Consider the following 12,835-nt stretch of genomic DNA (forward strand, 5'->3'; position numbering starts at 1 on the left):
GCCCTGCAGCTGCGGCGCCGGAGCGCCTACGACGCCGCGTACCTCGCGCTGGCTGAGGACCTCGGGGCAGAGCTCTGGACCTTCGACGCGGCCCTGGTTCGGAACGCCGGAGCCCGAGGTCACCCCGTTTACCTCGCGGGCTGACCGGGCGGTCGCCACGGGGTCGTGGGGATCTCAGGAGCGTCAGCGGCAGCATTCCTGGTCGGCAGGCTCGCTGACGCAAACGAAGGCGGCGACGGAGGCGCCGGTGAGTCCCAAAATGGGACAGCTGCCACCGGGCGGAAGCGCCAGAATTCGCCGCATGCTCGAAATCCAAACGGCCCTGTTCATCGCGTTCCTGGTGGTTGTCTTCGCGGTCATGATCGGAATCGGTTGGTATGGGACCACGGGGGGTCGCGGCACGTATTGACCCAACCGGCGGATGACCTCCGGAGGCCGGGCCGGGGGTAGCGGAGCCCCGCCCGGCTGGCACACCCAGCCGGACCATCTGGATCACGACCCGTCGTGTGGGTTGCCAGAATAGCCGCGACATGGGACCGTCGCCGCCCGATCGAGCCGTGAAAGACCTGGCGGATTCGGTGCAGGTGCTGGCGTTCGACATCTTCGGGACCACCGTCGACTGGCGCACCGGGGTCGCCGAGCAGGTCGCCGAGATCGCGGCGGGACGCGGCATCACCCTCGATGCCGGAGCGCTCACCGACGCCTGGCGGGAGCGGTACCTGCCGTCGATGGAGCGGGTGCGCAGCGGCGAACGGCCGTGGGCGGTCCTCGACGCCCTCCACCGCGAGTCCCTGGACGAGCTCCTCGAGCTCTTCGGCGTCGCCGGTGCGTTCGACGAGCCGTCCCGCCGGCGGCTGGTGCGGACCTGGCACCGGCTCCCCGCCTGGGAGGACGTCGCAGAGGGCCTCGACCGCCTGCGCCGGCGCTACACGGTCGTCGCCCTGTCGAACGGCGGGTTCGCCCTGCTGGTCCATCTGATCAAGGCAGCGCGCCTCGAGTTCGATGCCGTCCTGTCGGCGGAGAATGCACGCCGCTACAAGCCCGATCCCCGGGTGTACCGGATGGCCGGGGAGCTGCTCGACGTCGCGCCGGGCCAGGTGCTGATGGTCGCGGCTCACCGGTGGGACCTCGACGGCGCGCGGAGCGCCGGCCTGCGGACCGCATTCGTCGAGCGTCCCGCCGAGAAGGGCCCCCACCGCGCCGCCGACCGAGCCGCCGACACGGTCAGCGACGTCGCGACCAGCAGCTTCGTCGAGCTCGCCGAGGTGCTCGGCTGCTGATCCCGGACGGGACCGCGGTGCTACGCGGACACCTCCTCGTCGTCGCCGTCGGGCTCCGACGCCAGGGCACCTCCGGTACGGGCCGAGCGGCCACGGAGGGAGAGCGGAAGAGCGGCCCTCACCAGCCCGAGGAGCACGCTGGCCCCGGAGCTCCGGCAGAGATGGCCGTGGGCGCCGAGGCGCATGGCCAGGCGGCCGCCGGCGCCCGAGTCGATCGGGGTGAGCACCACGATGGTCGCCTGCGGGACCTTGCGGCGCAGCACCGGGGTGGCCTCGACGGCGTTCAGCAGCGGCAGCTCGGTGTCGAGGAGGATCAGGTCGGGTCGCAGCAGCTCGGCCAGACCCACGGCGGACGCCCCGTCGTGCGCGTGGTCGACGACGTCGAAGCCGGCCGCCCCGGAGAGGATGTCCCCGAGCCGCCGCGCGTCGAGGTCGTGCGGAGTGGCGATCAGGACCCGAACCGCCTCCACCTCTCCCGTGCGAACCGGCCCCTCCATCACCTTCCTCACTCTCCGTCCCAGTTCAGCGGCGCACCCGCCGGCGGCGAGGCCCTCCTTCCCCGAGTACCGAAGCCGCCAGCGGGTCTATCACCGAATCCTATCAGGGAAGCGTAATAATGGTACCGATCTTGTACGCATCCCGGACCGGGCGGAGCTGCTCAGGCACACCTTTCTGGTCGTGGCCCGCCGGAGCGGCGAGGTGGCGTGATCCGGGAATGGTGGAAACCTTCATATTGAATATCACCAAATCCGATATTCAGCCGCGCGCCGGACAGGCTTCGGCGGATAATGAGACCCGACTCCCACGTTGGCGAGAGAGGTGAGAGGAGGGTTGTGATGCATCCTGACCGCGGTGACCGGGCGCCCTCGGAGCGGCAGGTGGACGTGCTCCTGGTGGAGGACGACCCGGCCGTCTCGCTCATGTATCAGACCAAGCTCGAGGCCGACGGGTACCGGGTGGGGATCGCCGCCGACGGCCAGGAGGGCATCGACCTCGCCAACGCGCTCCAGCCCAGCGTCATCGTGCTCGACGTCCAGCTGCCCCGGCGGGATGGGTTCGAGGTGCTGAGCGCGCTCCGCGGTGCCGCCGCCACCCGCGCCATCCCGGTGGTGCTGCTCAGCAATCTCGGCGACGGGTCGATCGCGGCCCGGGGGCTGCAGCTGGGGGCGGAGCAGTTCCTCCTCAAGGTGCACACCACCCCCGCCGAGCTCTCCGCCGAGGTCGGTCCCTGGGTCCAGGACGCCGCGCCGTAGGGGAGCGGCCACGGGCCGGTGGGCTACCCTGGCGCGGTGAGCGAGATGCGCCACGTCCGCCCCGCCGACCGGGTCGCCGCTGACCCCACTCCGGGGATGCGCCGCGAGCAGGCGATCGCCTCCCCGGGGATGTGGGCGGGGGTGGTGCACACCGATCCGGGGATGGTGTCGGGCTGGCACCACCACGGCGACCACGAGACCTCGCTCTTCGTCGCCGTCGGGGCGCTGCGCCTGGAGTACGGGCCCGGCGGAGGGTCGGTGATCGAGGCGGGGGAGGGCGACTTCATCCACGTCCCCCGCGGCGCCGTCCACCGCGAGGCCAATCTCACCGGCGCGGTGTCCACACTGGTGGTGGTGCGCGCCGGCACCGGGGTGCCGACCGTCAACGTCGACGGTCCCGAGCCCGCGGCCGCCGGCTGACGGGCTCCAGGTCACCGCACCGCATCGTCGAGCTCTCATCAGGAGCGCCAGGGGTTCCGTGCAAAGGGGGCGTCGAGGACCAGGAGGAACACCAGCGCCAGGCCGATGCCGCTGGCGATGTACCAGGGCCACGGGCCCATGAGGTCGAGCAGCGTCCCCCTGCCCCCCTGGTCGCGCAGGAACATGTAGTTGCCACCGGTGACCACATCGGCGATCGCCGCGGCGACGGTGAAGGCCAGCGTCAAGCCGAACACCCTCGCCACCGCCCCGGGCCGGGGAGCCAGCCGCAGCCCCACCACCAGGAACACCGCGGCCAGCACCACGCCGGCGTGGGTGACGTAGAACTGGAAGTAGAAGTAGTCCGGGAACCGGTACCGGGGGTCGGGGGTGAGCAGGCCCTGGACGGCGCCGGCGCATCCCCAGAAGTAGGTCAGCTCGGCGAGCAGCCGGCGGCGGGTCCAGAGCGCGGCGGCGCCGACCACCGCGCTCACCGGACAGAGGTCGAGCATCAGCCCGTTGGTCGCCGACCAGTGCCCCTGGGCGATGGTGACGATCTGCCAGACGGCGAGGTTGGCGACCAGCACCAGGGCGAGGAGGCGGGCGGCGACCCGGGTCCAGCCCCCCGGGCGCAGCCGGGCGCCGGCGCAGAGGCCCGCGCAGAGGGCGGCGGTGACCGCCAGGGCGCCGAGGTGGTCGGGACGGAACAACTCGCCTTTCCTGCCGGCACGAGACGGTGCGGGGTCGCGGCCACCTGCTCCCTGGCGGGAGAGTGAGACCGGCACCGCGCTTTACCCGCCGTCCGATTTTTGCTTACATGGTTGTCGGCATGATGCACTGGTGGGTACCACCCGTCGCCGGCAACCGGAGGAGCGGGTCCTGAGCAGTCCCGTGCAGGACGTCCAGGCCCGGCCCCAGCTGCTGTGGGAGGCCGCTCAGCGTGCCTGCGAGCGCAGCCAGGAGCTGATCGCCGAGAGCCGCGCCACGCTGAGCCGCCACGGCGCCGTGGTCGCGGCGCTGCGGTCGTCGCTGCTCGCGCGGCCCGCGCCGTCGCTGCCCCGGGTGCTCCCTGGAGGGCAGCCCGGGCGCACCGTCGACCTCGACGGGGAGGTGCGGCTCGGGCCGCTGACCCTGGTCCCGCTGCGCCGGGCGATCGCCTGCGACGGAGGCCGCATCCTCTTCACCCCGGCGGAGTGGCAGCTGCTCGCCGCCCTGGTGATGAACCGCCGGAGCACGCTGAGCCGCGCCGAGCTCGCCACCCGGGCCTGGGGGCCGGGGTTCGCCGGCCGGCACGGCGAGGTCGAGGTCTACATCAGCCGGCTCCGGCGCAAGCTGGCACGCACCGGCAGCTCGGCCGAGATCCGGACGGTGCGGGGACAGGGGTACCGGCTCAGCGTCGCCGGCGACGACGAGGCCGGCCCGGCTCCGCTGCCGCCACCGGCCGCCGGCGCCAGCGCCTGACACGACTGTCAGCGGCCGCGGGTGGGGTGTGATGGGCCGCCGCGCGTTGTAGGGGTGGGTCTCATCCACCGTCGAGGCCCTGGGACGGAGGGGGCCCGGATGGACCACCGCGGCCCCCTCCTACGTCCGCCCGTCCCGCCGCCGCACCAGCGGTGCGTCCGTGCGACCATGTGCCCGTGGCCATCGACGGCGGTCTGGACGAGGGGTCGGGGGGAGCCGGCATCCGGCGCGGCCTGGCCGAGCTCCGCGCCCAGAGGCTCGAGCTCCGCGCTCAGCGGCAGCTCATCCGCAGCCAGCTGACGGCGATCCGTGCCACCCAGCAGCGGGTCGGCCGCGAGCTCGCCGCCTGCCGCCAGAACGGCGACGGTCTGCGCCTCCGGATGCCCGGGCTGGGGACGCCTGCGCCGGCCGCCGTGGAGCGCGGCTCGCACGTGGACGTGGCCCAGGAGCTGCTCCTCGACCTCCTCGCCCACGGACCGATGAGGACCGTGGAGGTGCAGCGGCGGGCCCAGGTCGCCGGGATCTCGCCGCGGACGCTCGCCCGCGCGCGCAGCCGGCTGCGGGTCCGCGCCCAGCGGGTCGGCGGCGTGGCCGGGCGCGGCGCGTGGTACTGCCGGCTTCCCCAGCGGGACGGCTGAGACCGGACGCCGCCGGGCCGCTCAGCCGGCGGGCGGGAGCTCCTCGATCAGCAGGATCGCCCCCTGCCGTGCGGTGCCGGCGCCGATCAGCGCGGTGCACATCACCCGGACCCTGATGTGCCGTCCCCGGCGGTTGACGCACTCCAGGATGGTGTCACCGTACCTCTCCGAGCCGGCGATGCAGTCGCGGATGGCATCGGCCAGCTGGTCGACCGGCAGCCCGATATCGAGGTCCAGGAACGGCTCGCCCACCACCTCGCGAGCGCGCAGGCCCCAGAGCTCCTCGCTCCTGCCGTTCCAGATCCGCACCCTGAGGCCGGCGTCGAGCACCACCACCCCGACGTGCACGCTGGCCAGCACCGAGTCCATGAACAGGTTCATGGTGTCGAGCTCGTCAGTGCGCTCGCGGAGCTCGGTGTTGATCGCCTGGAGCTCGTTGTTGGTGGACTGGAGCTCCTCGTTCATCGTCTCCAGCTCCTCGTTCGCGGACTGGAGCTCCTCGTTGGTGGTCTCGAGCTCCTCGACCGTCGACTGGAGCTCCTCGTTGGTGGTCTCGAGCTCCTCGTTGCTCGACTGGAGCTCCTCGTAGGCGGTCTCGAGCTCCTGCTTGGCGTGGGCCACCTGGTTCTGGAGCTGATGGTGGGGGGTGACGTCGGTGAACGCGATGCTGGTGCCGAGGATGGCGCTGCCGTTGTCGAAGAGCCCGGTCACGTGGACGTCGAGGTACTGCACCGCGCCGCCGGGGAGCACCCGCTCGACGCTTCGCAGCAGGATGGGCTGGCGCTCGCGGTGGGCGTTCTCGATCTGCGAGCGGAGCTCGATGGGGCGGTAGGAGACCTCCAGGTCCTGGAGGCGGCGGCCGACATCCCTGGCGGTGACGCCGAACATGATCCGCGCCGGCTCGTTGACCTGCACCACGGTGCCGTCGACGTCCACGATGAGCTGGGCGACCGGCGCCGCGTCGGCGGCCGACTCGCGCAGATGGGTGAGGTGGTCGAGGTGGTCGGCGGCCTCGCGGCTGCCCGCCTGAGCGAGGAGCAGCAGCCGCTCGCGCGCGCTGACCTTGGGGACCTTGGTGAAGATGCGGTGCTTCAGCTCCACCGGCGCGAACAGGCCCGAGTGGGCGAGCAGCGTCTCCGCCTTTCCCAGGAAGAGGAAGCCGCTGTCGTTGAGCGCGTAGTGGAGGCGGGCGAGGATGCGTGCCTGGCTCTCCACGGTGAAGTACATCAGCGTGTTGCGCGAGACCAGGAGGTCGAGCCGCGAGATCGGCGCGTCCTGCACCAGGTCGTGGCGACCGAAGATCACCGAGCGACGCAGATCGTTGCGGAAGACCCACGGGCCGCCGCGCTCCTCGAAGTAGCGGCTCTGGAGCTCCTCGGGGACGGCGGCGATCTCCTTGGCGGTGTAGGTGCCGTGGCGGGCCCGCTCCAGCGCGTCCTCGTCGAGATCGGTCGCGTAGATCTTCACCCGCTCCCGGAACCCGTCGACGCCCAGCGCCTCGCAGAGGATGATCGCCAGCGTGTACGCCTCCTCTCCGGAGGCACACCCCGCCGACCACACCCGGATCGGCTCGCCGTCGTCCTTGCCCGCGAGGATCCGGGGAACGACGTCCTTCTCCACGCGCTCCCACGCCGGCGGGTCGCGGAAGAACGTGGTGACGTTGATGAGGATGGTGTTGAAGAGCGGCCCGAACTCCTCCGGATGCACCTCCAGGTAGTCGGCGTAGTCGACGAACGCGTCGAGGCCGAGGAGATCCATGCGCCGGCGCACCCGCCGCACCAGCGTGGTGCGCTTGTATCCGGAGAAGTCGAAGTGGTGGGTGTGGTAGAGGACGGTGAGCAGCTCCTCGAACGCCGGGTCGAGGGCGGTCACGCTCATCCGACCGCACCGGGCATGACCAGGCCGACCAGCGCCGGCGCGATCTCGAGGAGGGGCAGGACGAGGTCGGACTGGCCGGTCCTGATCGCCGCGTGGGGCATCCCCGTGAACTCCGAGCTCTTCTCGTCCTGGACGATCACCGTGCCGCCCCTCCTCTTGATCGCCCGGACGCCCATCGCCCCGTCCTGCCCGCAGCCGGTGAGCACCACCGCGATGGCGCGGTCGCTGTAGCTCTCCGCCACCGACTCGAAGAGCAGGTCGGCACACGGCCGCACGAAGTGCACCAGGTCCCCGTCGGAGAGGGACAGGATGCCGTCGGGCCCGACCAGGAGGTGACGGTTGGGCGGGGCGATGTACACCGTGCCCCCCTGCACCCGCTGCCCCTGCTCGCCCTGGACCACCGGCAGCATCGCGTGGCGGCGGAGGATCTCGGCCATCAGGCTGCGGTGCCGGGGATCGAGGTGCTGGACCACCACCACCGCGGCGGGGAAGTCGCCGGGGAGCGCGGGCAGCATCGTGTCGAGCGCGACCACCCCCCCGGCGGACGAGGCGACCGCGACGATCTCGAAGGGGCTGTCGCCGTGCCCCGCACGCGGCCCCGTGGGCTCGGTGGTCATGGTCCTGGACATCCGCTGCGGGACGGCTCGGTGCGGCGCGGCAGCCCCTCGCCACCACCGGCTGACGCGCCGATCGTAGCGCGCCCCGGGAGGGAAGGAAAGGCCGGCCAGCACGGCCTAAGGTGGCCAGGCGTGGCGCGCTTAGGTCCCGCCATGTTATGTGTACGACTCTATCATCTATCATGCTACCGAGAGTGATGGACATGACCACCTCGCGACACTGCCTGCGGTGCCACCGCCTGCACGATGCCGCCGCCTCGTGCCTGATGGCGGCGCTCACCGACCGCCGGACGTCCCCCGGGGAGCAGCGGTACGCCGACCTCGCCGAGGAGTCCGGCATCGAGGAGTACATCCGCCACAGCCGGCGGGCGGGATGACGACGCCGTCCGGGCCGGAGCAGGAGCACCACCTCGAGGAGGAGGAGATGGCGCACGGCGCCGCCCCGCCGTGAGCGCTCGGCACGTCCCGTGGCCTCGGGGCGCTCGGGAGGATTCTGCCGGCGGCGGCAGCAACTTCAGCGCGGAGTCAGCGGGCGCCCTCGCACGGTAGGATCCGCGCATGCGACAGCTTGTGGCGGGGTCCGCCGGCGTGGCGGGCCTGCTCGCCCTGGCCGGTTGCGGCGGTGCCGCCCAGCAGACCATCACCGCGCAGATCAACAGCGGCGGGGCGCACGCCTCGATCGTGGTCTCCAGCGACGCCGACGCGATCACCAAGCTGAAGCAGGACAAGAGCATCGGCAGCGGAGGGGTGACGGTCGCCGACGGTGACAAGCACTCCGGCGCGCTGGTCTGCGCGGTCGACGTCAACTCGACCTCGCACAAGTACCACATCGCCGTGTACGGCGACTATCCCAAGGATCACTGCAGCGCCAGCGACTTCAGCAGCGGTCTTCCGTAGCCGGCGGTGCGCTGGGGTTGACACTCGGCCCCCGGGCGGGGTCCGAGGCGCCGGTCGATACAATGGGCGGCGTCCGCGAGCGCACCGTTCCCCTGGAGGCACCGCCCCCGTGCCCGACCTCGATCCCCTCGACCAGGAGCTCCTCAACGTCATCCAGGCCGGTTTCCCGATCGCCCACGCCCCCTTCGCCGAGGTGGCGGCCCGCCTGGAGTCCACCGAGGAGCAGGTCATCTCCCGCACCGCACGGCTGCGGGAGGCGCGGGTCATCCGGCAGCTCTCGGCGATCTTCGACACCCGCAGCCTCGGGTACCAGTCGACGCTGGTGGCGATGCGGCTCGAGCCCGACCGGCTGGAGCAGGGCGCCGCGATCATCAACGAGCACCCCGGCGTCTCCCACAACTACCGGCGCAACCACGACTTCAATCTCTGGTTCACGCTGGCCACGCCGCCCGGGTCGGACATCGACCGCACCCTGGAGCGGCTCCACGAGCTCAGCGGCGCGGTGGTCACCCGCAAGCTCCAGACCCTCAAGCTCTTCAAGATCGGGGTGAAGCTCGACATGACGGGGACGAAGGACGTCACCCGCCAGGAGGACCCCGACTACACCGGCATCCAGCGCGACTTCGCGCTTCGCTCGCCGATCAGCGACCGTGACGTCCGGGTGATCCGTGCGGTGCAGGACGACCTGCCGCTGGTGCCCCACCCCTACGTCGAGGCGGCGCGCTCCCAGGGGCTGGACGAGGACGAGCTGTTCGCCGGCATGGAGGACCTGCGCCAGCGCGGCCATCTCCGCCGGGTCGCCGCGATCCTCCACCACCGTCGCGCCGGCTACGCGGCCAACGCGATGGCGGTCTGGGCGGTGCCCGAGGAGCGGGCCGAGGAGCTGGGGCGCCGCATGGCGGAGTTCGCGACGGTGTCGCACTGCTACCAGCGCCCGGTGTACGAGGACTGGCGTTTCAACCTCTTCTCGATGATCCACGGGCGCAAGCTCGCCGACTGCGAGAGGATCGTCGACGCGATCCGCGAGGCGATCGGCATCGACGACCACGCGGTGCTGTACTCGACCAAGGAGTACAAGAAGACCCGGGTGCGCTACTTCACTCCCGAGCTGGAGGAGTGGGAGGCGGCCAACCTGGGGATCGGCACCCCCGCGTAGGGCTCCCCACCTAGCCCGTGCAGTCCTGGGTCGACACCTGCCGGGCGCTGCCCACGCCCCGGCTGATGTCCGCGCTGATCTGGGACGGTGTGAGCGCGTAGCCCTCGCCGCTGTCGAGGGTGCTGGCGGCGAAGACGAGGCCGATCACCACGCCCGCGCGGTCGACCACGGGGCCGCCGGAGTTGCCCGGGATGACGGTGGCCTGGAGCACCTCGATGCGCCGGGTGACCAGGCCGTTGCCGTAGATGTCGTGGCCCTGGGCGTTCTCGGTGCCGCGCACCGCCGCGGGCACGGTCTTCTCGGCGCCGCCGCCGGGGTAGCCGACCACCGCGCCGGCGGCGCCGCGCGCCGGGTCCTCGACGGCAAGGTGGAGGGGGGCGAGGCCGGAGCCGGGGACGTGGAGGATGGCGACGTCGACCTCGGGGTCGAAGAGGACGACGGTGGCCGCCACCTCCCGCCCTCCCGAGGCGGTCGGGGTCTGGACGGTGATCTTCTGGCCGCCGGCGACGACGTGGGCGTTGGTGACCAGGTAGTCGGCCGCGACCGGCCACGCCGACCCCGCCTCGGTGGCGCAGCTGCTGACGCTCACCACCTTCGAGACCACATGGGTGGCCTGGAGGATGCCCGGGGTCTGGAGGTCGGCGGGCACCGGCACCGGCACCGGCGAGAGGAACTCCGGGGCGAGGTTGGCGAACGGGTTGGGGAAGCCGCTGCTGTTGAAGAGCTTCTGGAGGGAGGCGAGGAACGCCGGCGGCTGGGGTGCGACCCGGTCGAGGGCGCGGAGGATCGCCGAGTCGTTGATCTGCCGGTTCAGCGCCTGCGCCGGGCTGTCCTTGAACGTGATCCCCAGGTACCAGGCGCCGGCCAGGGTGCCGAGCACCGCGAGCCCGGCGCCGAGGTAGGAGTCGATCGAGGCGAGCCGGGTCCGCAGCGCGGCGATGCGCACCTGGTAGCCGAGCGCGGTGCCCACCCCCTGGATGAGGGCGACGGCGGTGAGGAAGATGCCGATGCCGATCAGCGCCTGGGTCTCGGGGCGGCTCCTGGCCAGGCTGCGGGCCAGCGGCGGCGCCACCAGGGCGCCGATCACGACGCCGACGGCGAGGCCGAGCAGCGACAGGCTCACCCAGGTGAGCCCGCGCCGCCACCCGGACGCGACGGCGGCCAGCGACAGCAGGATGATCACGCCGTCGAGGAGATCCACGGGGCGCAAGTCTGATGGGTGAGGGTGGGGCTGCGGGGAGCGTCTCGACGCCGCACCCGGAGGGGGGGTACAACAGCGACATGGCCGCGGACGGGGTGCGCGTCCGGTTGCTCGGCCGCTTCGAGATCGAGGGGGTCGACACCGTGGTGGTGCGGAGCCGCAAGGCCCGGACCCTGCTGCGCCTCCTCGCCCTGGCGGGTGGCGCCCCGGTGCCCCCCGGCCGGCTCGTCGACGTGCTCTGGGGGGAGTCGCCGCCGTCCGCGCCGGCCGACCAGGTCTCCGTCCTGGTCAGCCGCCTGCGGGGGCCGCTGGGCGCCGAGCGCATCCTCCGCTCCGACGCCGGCTACCGCCTGGCGGTCGCCTGGAGCGACCTCGACGCCGCCGCGTCGTTCCTCGAGGAGGGCGAGCGCCGGCTGCAGGCGGGAGCGTTCGCGGCGGCACGAGCGGCGGCGACGGCGGCGCGCCGGCTGCACCGCGGTCCGCTGCTCGCCGACGAGCCCGAGGCGGAGTGGGCGGCCCCGGAGCGCGCCGCCGCGGAGCGCCAGCTGCTCCGCGCCCACCTGCTCGTCGCCGCCGCGGCGCTGGCGTCGGGCGACCCCGCCGCTGCCGCCGCCGCCGCCGAGGCCGCCCTCGCCGCCGAGCCGCTCGACGAGGAGGCGGTCCGGCTGCTCCTCGGCGGCCACGCCGCCGCCGGGCGCAAGGCGGCGGCCCTCGCCGCCTACGAGCGCTTCCGGGAGCGGCTCGCCGACGAGCTCGGCGTCGACCCCGCGCCCGCCACCGCCGCCGTCCACCTCGCCGTGCTCCAGGACCGGCCGCTCCCCGGCGCCGCCCCCGCCCGGGCCGCCGGGTCGCCGGCCCCGGTGGCCACCCCCGGCGCCGCCACGGTGCCGCCCCTGGTGGGGCGCGGCCCGGAGCTCGCCGGCCTCGACGCGGCGAGGGCCGCCGCCGCCCGCGGGCAGCCGCAGCTGGTCGTGGTCGAGGGCGAGGCCGGGATCGGCAAGAGCCGGCTGGTGGGGGAGTGGACCGCAGGGGTGGCGGCGCGGGGCACCGCGGTGCTGCTGGGACGCTGCGACGAGCTCGGCCGGGCGCTGCCGCTGCAGCCGGTGCTCGACGCCCTCGCCGGGCATCTGTCCGGGCTCGACGCCGAGGCTGCCGCCGCGCTGCTCGGGCCGGAGGCGGCGCTGCTCGGCGACCCGCTGCTCAGCGCCGGCGCGCTCCCGCTGCCCGCCGGGGCCGTCGTCCCCGCCAGCGACGAGGGGGTGGCCCGGGCGGTGGTCGGCGAGGCGGTGCGGCGGGTGCTGACCCGGATCGGATTCGCGCCGGCGGTGCTGGTGGTCGAGGACGTCCACCTCGCCGACCCCGCCACCCACGACCTGCTGGCGCGGCTGCGCAGCCATCCACCCCATGCCCGCCTGCTGGTGCTCACCACCCGCCGCACCGGCGAGGGCCGGAGGCTGGACGCCGGCGTGCGCCTGCAGCTCGAGCCGCTCGACCTCGCCGCCTGCGCCGCCCTGGTCGGGGGCGCGGGCGCCGCGGCGCTGCACCGGCGCAGCGGCGGCAATCCCCTCCTGCTGCTCGAGCTCAGCCGCGCCGAGGGCGCCGCGGAGATCCCCGAGAGCCTGCGCGAGGCGGTGGCCGCGCAGTGCGAGCGGCTCGGCGAGGCGGCGGCGACGCTGCGGGCGGCGGCGGTGCTCGGCCCCGAGCTCGACCTCGAGGTGCTCGCCGCCACCGTCGGGCTGACCCCGATCACCCTCCTCGACCACCTCGAGGAGGGGGTGCGCCGGCGCCTCCTCGTCGAGCGCGGCGGCGGCTTCGTCTTCCACCACGAGCTGGTCCGCGAGGCCCTGGTGGCCGGGACCGGGAGCGCCCGCCGGGCGCTGCTCCATCGCGAGGCGGCGCGGCTGCTCGCGCTGCGGCCGCGCGCCGAGCCGCTGACGGTGGCCTACCACGCCCGCCGGGGCGGCGACCTCGGGCTGGCGGCCGGCGCGCTCACCGACGCGGCGCGGATCACCGCCGGCCGCGGCGGCCACGCCGAGG

The 12,835-nt window shown here is 73.5% G+C and carries 15 protein-coding genes; 10 read left to right on the forward strand and 5 right to left on the reverse strand.

Annotation, left to right across the window (positions count from 1 at the left end; translation table 11 throughout):
* A partial coding sequence (locus VGL20_00380; protein ID HEY2702122.1) for a nucleic acid-binding protein occupies nt 1-144 on the forward strand: 144 nt, incomplete at its 5' end.
* Nucleotides 145-530: 386 nt separating this feature from the next.
* Nucleotides 531-1,280, forward strand: a complete 750-nt coding sequence (locus VGL20_00385; GenBank protein HEY2702123.1) for a haloacid dehalogenase type II — start codon at nt 531-533, stop codon at nt 1,278-1,280.
* A 20-nt stretch (nt 1,281-1,300) separates the two neighbouring features.
* On the opposite strand, the gene VGL20_00390 is transcribed toward VGL20_00385, so the two are convergent.
* Nucleotides 1,301-1,777 (reverse strand): response regulator, encoded by a 477-nt coding sequence (locus VGL20_00390; GenBank protein HEY2702124.1) that lies wholly within the window; start codon nt 1,775-1,777, stop codon nt 1,301-1,303.
* 339 nt (nt 1,778-2,116) lie between these two features.
* Here VGL20_00390 and VGL20_00395 point away from each other — a divergent pair, with 339 nt between their 5' ends.
* On the forward strand, nt 2,117-2,533 hold the full coding sequence (locus VGL20_00395) for a response regulator (protein ID HEY2702125.1): 417 nt from the start codon (nt 2,117-2,119) through the stop codon (nt 2,531-2,533).
* 45 nt (nt 2,534-2,578) lie between these two features.
* Nucleotides 2,579-2,953 carry a cupin domain-containing protein gene (locus tag VGL20_00400; protein HEY2702126.1) on the forward strand — a complete coding sequence of 125 codons (375 nt, stop codon included), beginning with the start codon at nt 2,579-2,581 and terminating at the stop codon, nt 2,951-2,953.
* 38 nt (nt 2,954-2,991) lie between these two features.
* Here the strand turns inward: VGL20_00400 and VGL20_00405 are convergent, their stop codons facing one another.
* Nucleotides 2,992-3,660: a TIGR02206 family membrane protein gene (locus tag VGL20_00405; protein ID HEY2702127.1), complete on the reverse strand. Its 669-nt coding sequence runs from the start codon at nt 3,658-3,660 to the stop codon at nt 2,992-2,994.
* 130 nt (nt 3,661-3,790) lie between these two features.
* Here VGL20_00405 and VGL20_00410 point away from each other — a divergent pair, with 130 nt between their 5' ends.
* On the forward strand, nt 3,791-4,411 hold the full coding sequence (locus tag VGL20_00410) for a winged helix-turn-helix domain-containing protein (protein HEY2702128.1): 621 nt from the start codon (nt 3,791-3,793) through the stop codon (nt 4,409-4,411).
* Between the two features lie 176 nt (nt 4,412-4,587).
* Nucleotides 4,588-5,049: a hypothetical protein gene (locus tag VGL20_00415; protein HEY2702129.1), complete on the forward strand. Its 462-nt coding sequence runs from the start codon at nt 4,588-4,590 to the stop codon at nt 5,047-5,049.
* Nucleotides 5,050-5,070: 21 nt separating this feature from the next.
* Here the strand turns inward: VGL20_00415 and VGL20_00420 are convergent, their stop codons facing one another.
* The gene (locus VGL20_00420; GenBank protein HEY2702130.1) at nt 5,071-6,927 is read right to left on the reverse strand and encodes a CheR family methyltransferase; all 1,857 of its coding nucleotides are present in this window, start codon (nt 6,925-6,927) and stop codon (nt 5,071-5,073) included.
* On the reverse strand, nt 6,924-7,544 hold the full coding sequence (locus VGL20_00425) for a chemotaxis protein CheB (protein HEY2702131.1): 621 nt from the start codon (nt 7,542-7,544) through the stop codon (nt 6,924-6,926). The genes VGL20_00420 and VGL20_00425 overlap by 4 nt, the downstream gene beginning before the upstream one ends.
* Nucleotides 7,545-7,747: 203 nt before the next feature.
* On the opposite strand from VGL20_00425, the gene VGL20_00430 reads away from it, so the two are divergent.
* The 3 genes from VGL20_00430 (at nt 7,748) to VGL20_00440 (ending at nt 9,597) form a co-directional block, all read left to right on the forward strand.
* A complete protein-coding gene (locus VGL20_00430) occupies nt 7,748-7,921 on the forward strand; it encodes a hypothetical protein (protein ID HEY2702132.1) in 174 nt (57 codons plus the stop codon).
* Nucleotides 7,922-8,102: 181 nt separating this feature from the next.
* On the forward strand, nt 8,103-8,441 hold the full coding sequence (locus VGL20_00435; protein ID HEY2702133.1) for a hypothetical protein: 339 nt from the start codon (nt 8,103-8,105) through the stop codon (nt 8,439-8,441).
* Between the two features lie 109 nt (nt 8,442-8,550).
* A complete protein-coding gene (locus tag VGL20_00440) occupies nt 8,551-9,597 on the forward strand; it encodes an Lrp/AsnC family transcriptional regulator (GenBank protein HEY2702134.1) in 1,047 nt (348 codons plus the stop codon).
* A gap of 10 nt (nt 9,598-9,607) precedes the next feature.
* Here VGL20_00440 and VGL20_00445 read toward each other — a convergent pair whose 3' ends face one another.
* The gene (locus VGL20_00445) at nt 9,608-10,798 is read right to left on the reverse strand and encodes a MarP family serine protease (protein HEY2702135.1); all 1,191 of its coding nucleotides are present in this window, start codon (nt 10,796-10,798) and stop codon (nt 9,608-9,610) included.
* 80 nt (nt 10,799-10,878) lie between these two features.
* Between VGL20_00445 and VGL20_00450 the strand changes: the two genes are divergently transcribed.
* Nucleotides 10,879-12,835 (forward strand): BTAD domain-containing putative transcriptional regulator (locus VGL20_00450; protein HEY2702136.1); only part of this gene is annotated, 1,957 nt, incomplete at its 3' end.

It is taken from the genome of Candidatus Dormiibacterota bacterium (assembly GCA_036495095.1).
Taxonomy (GTDB): domain Bacteria; phylum Chloroflexota; class Dormibacteria; order Aeolococcales; family Aeolococcaceae; genus CF-96.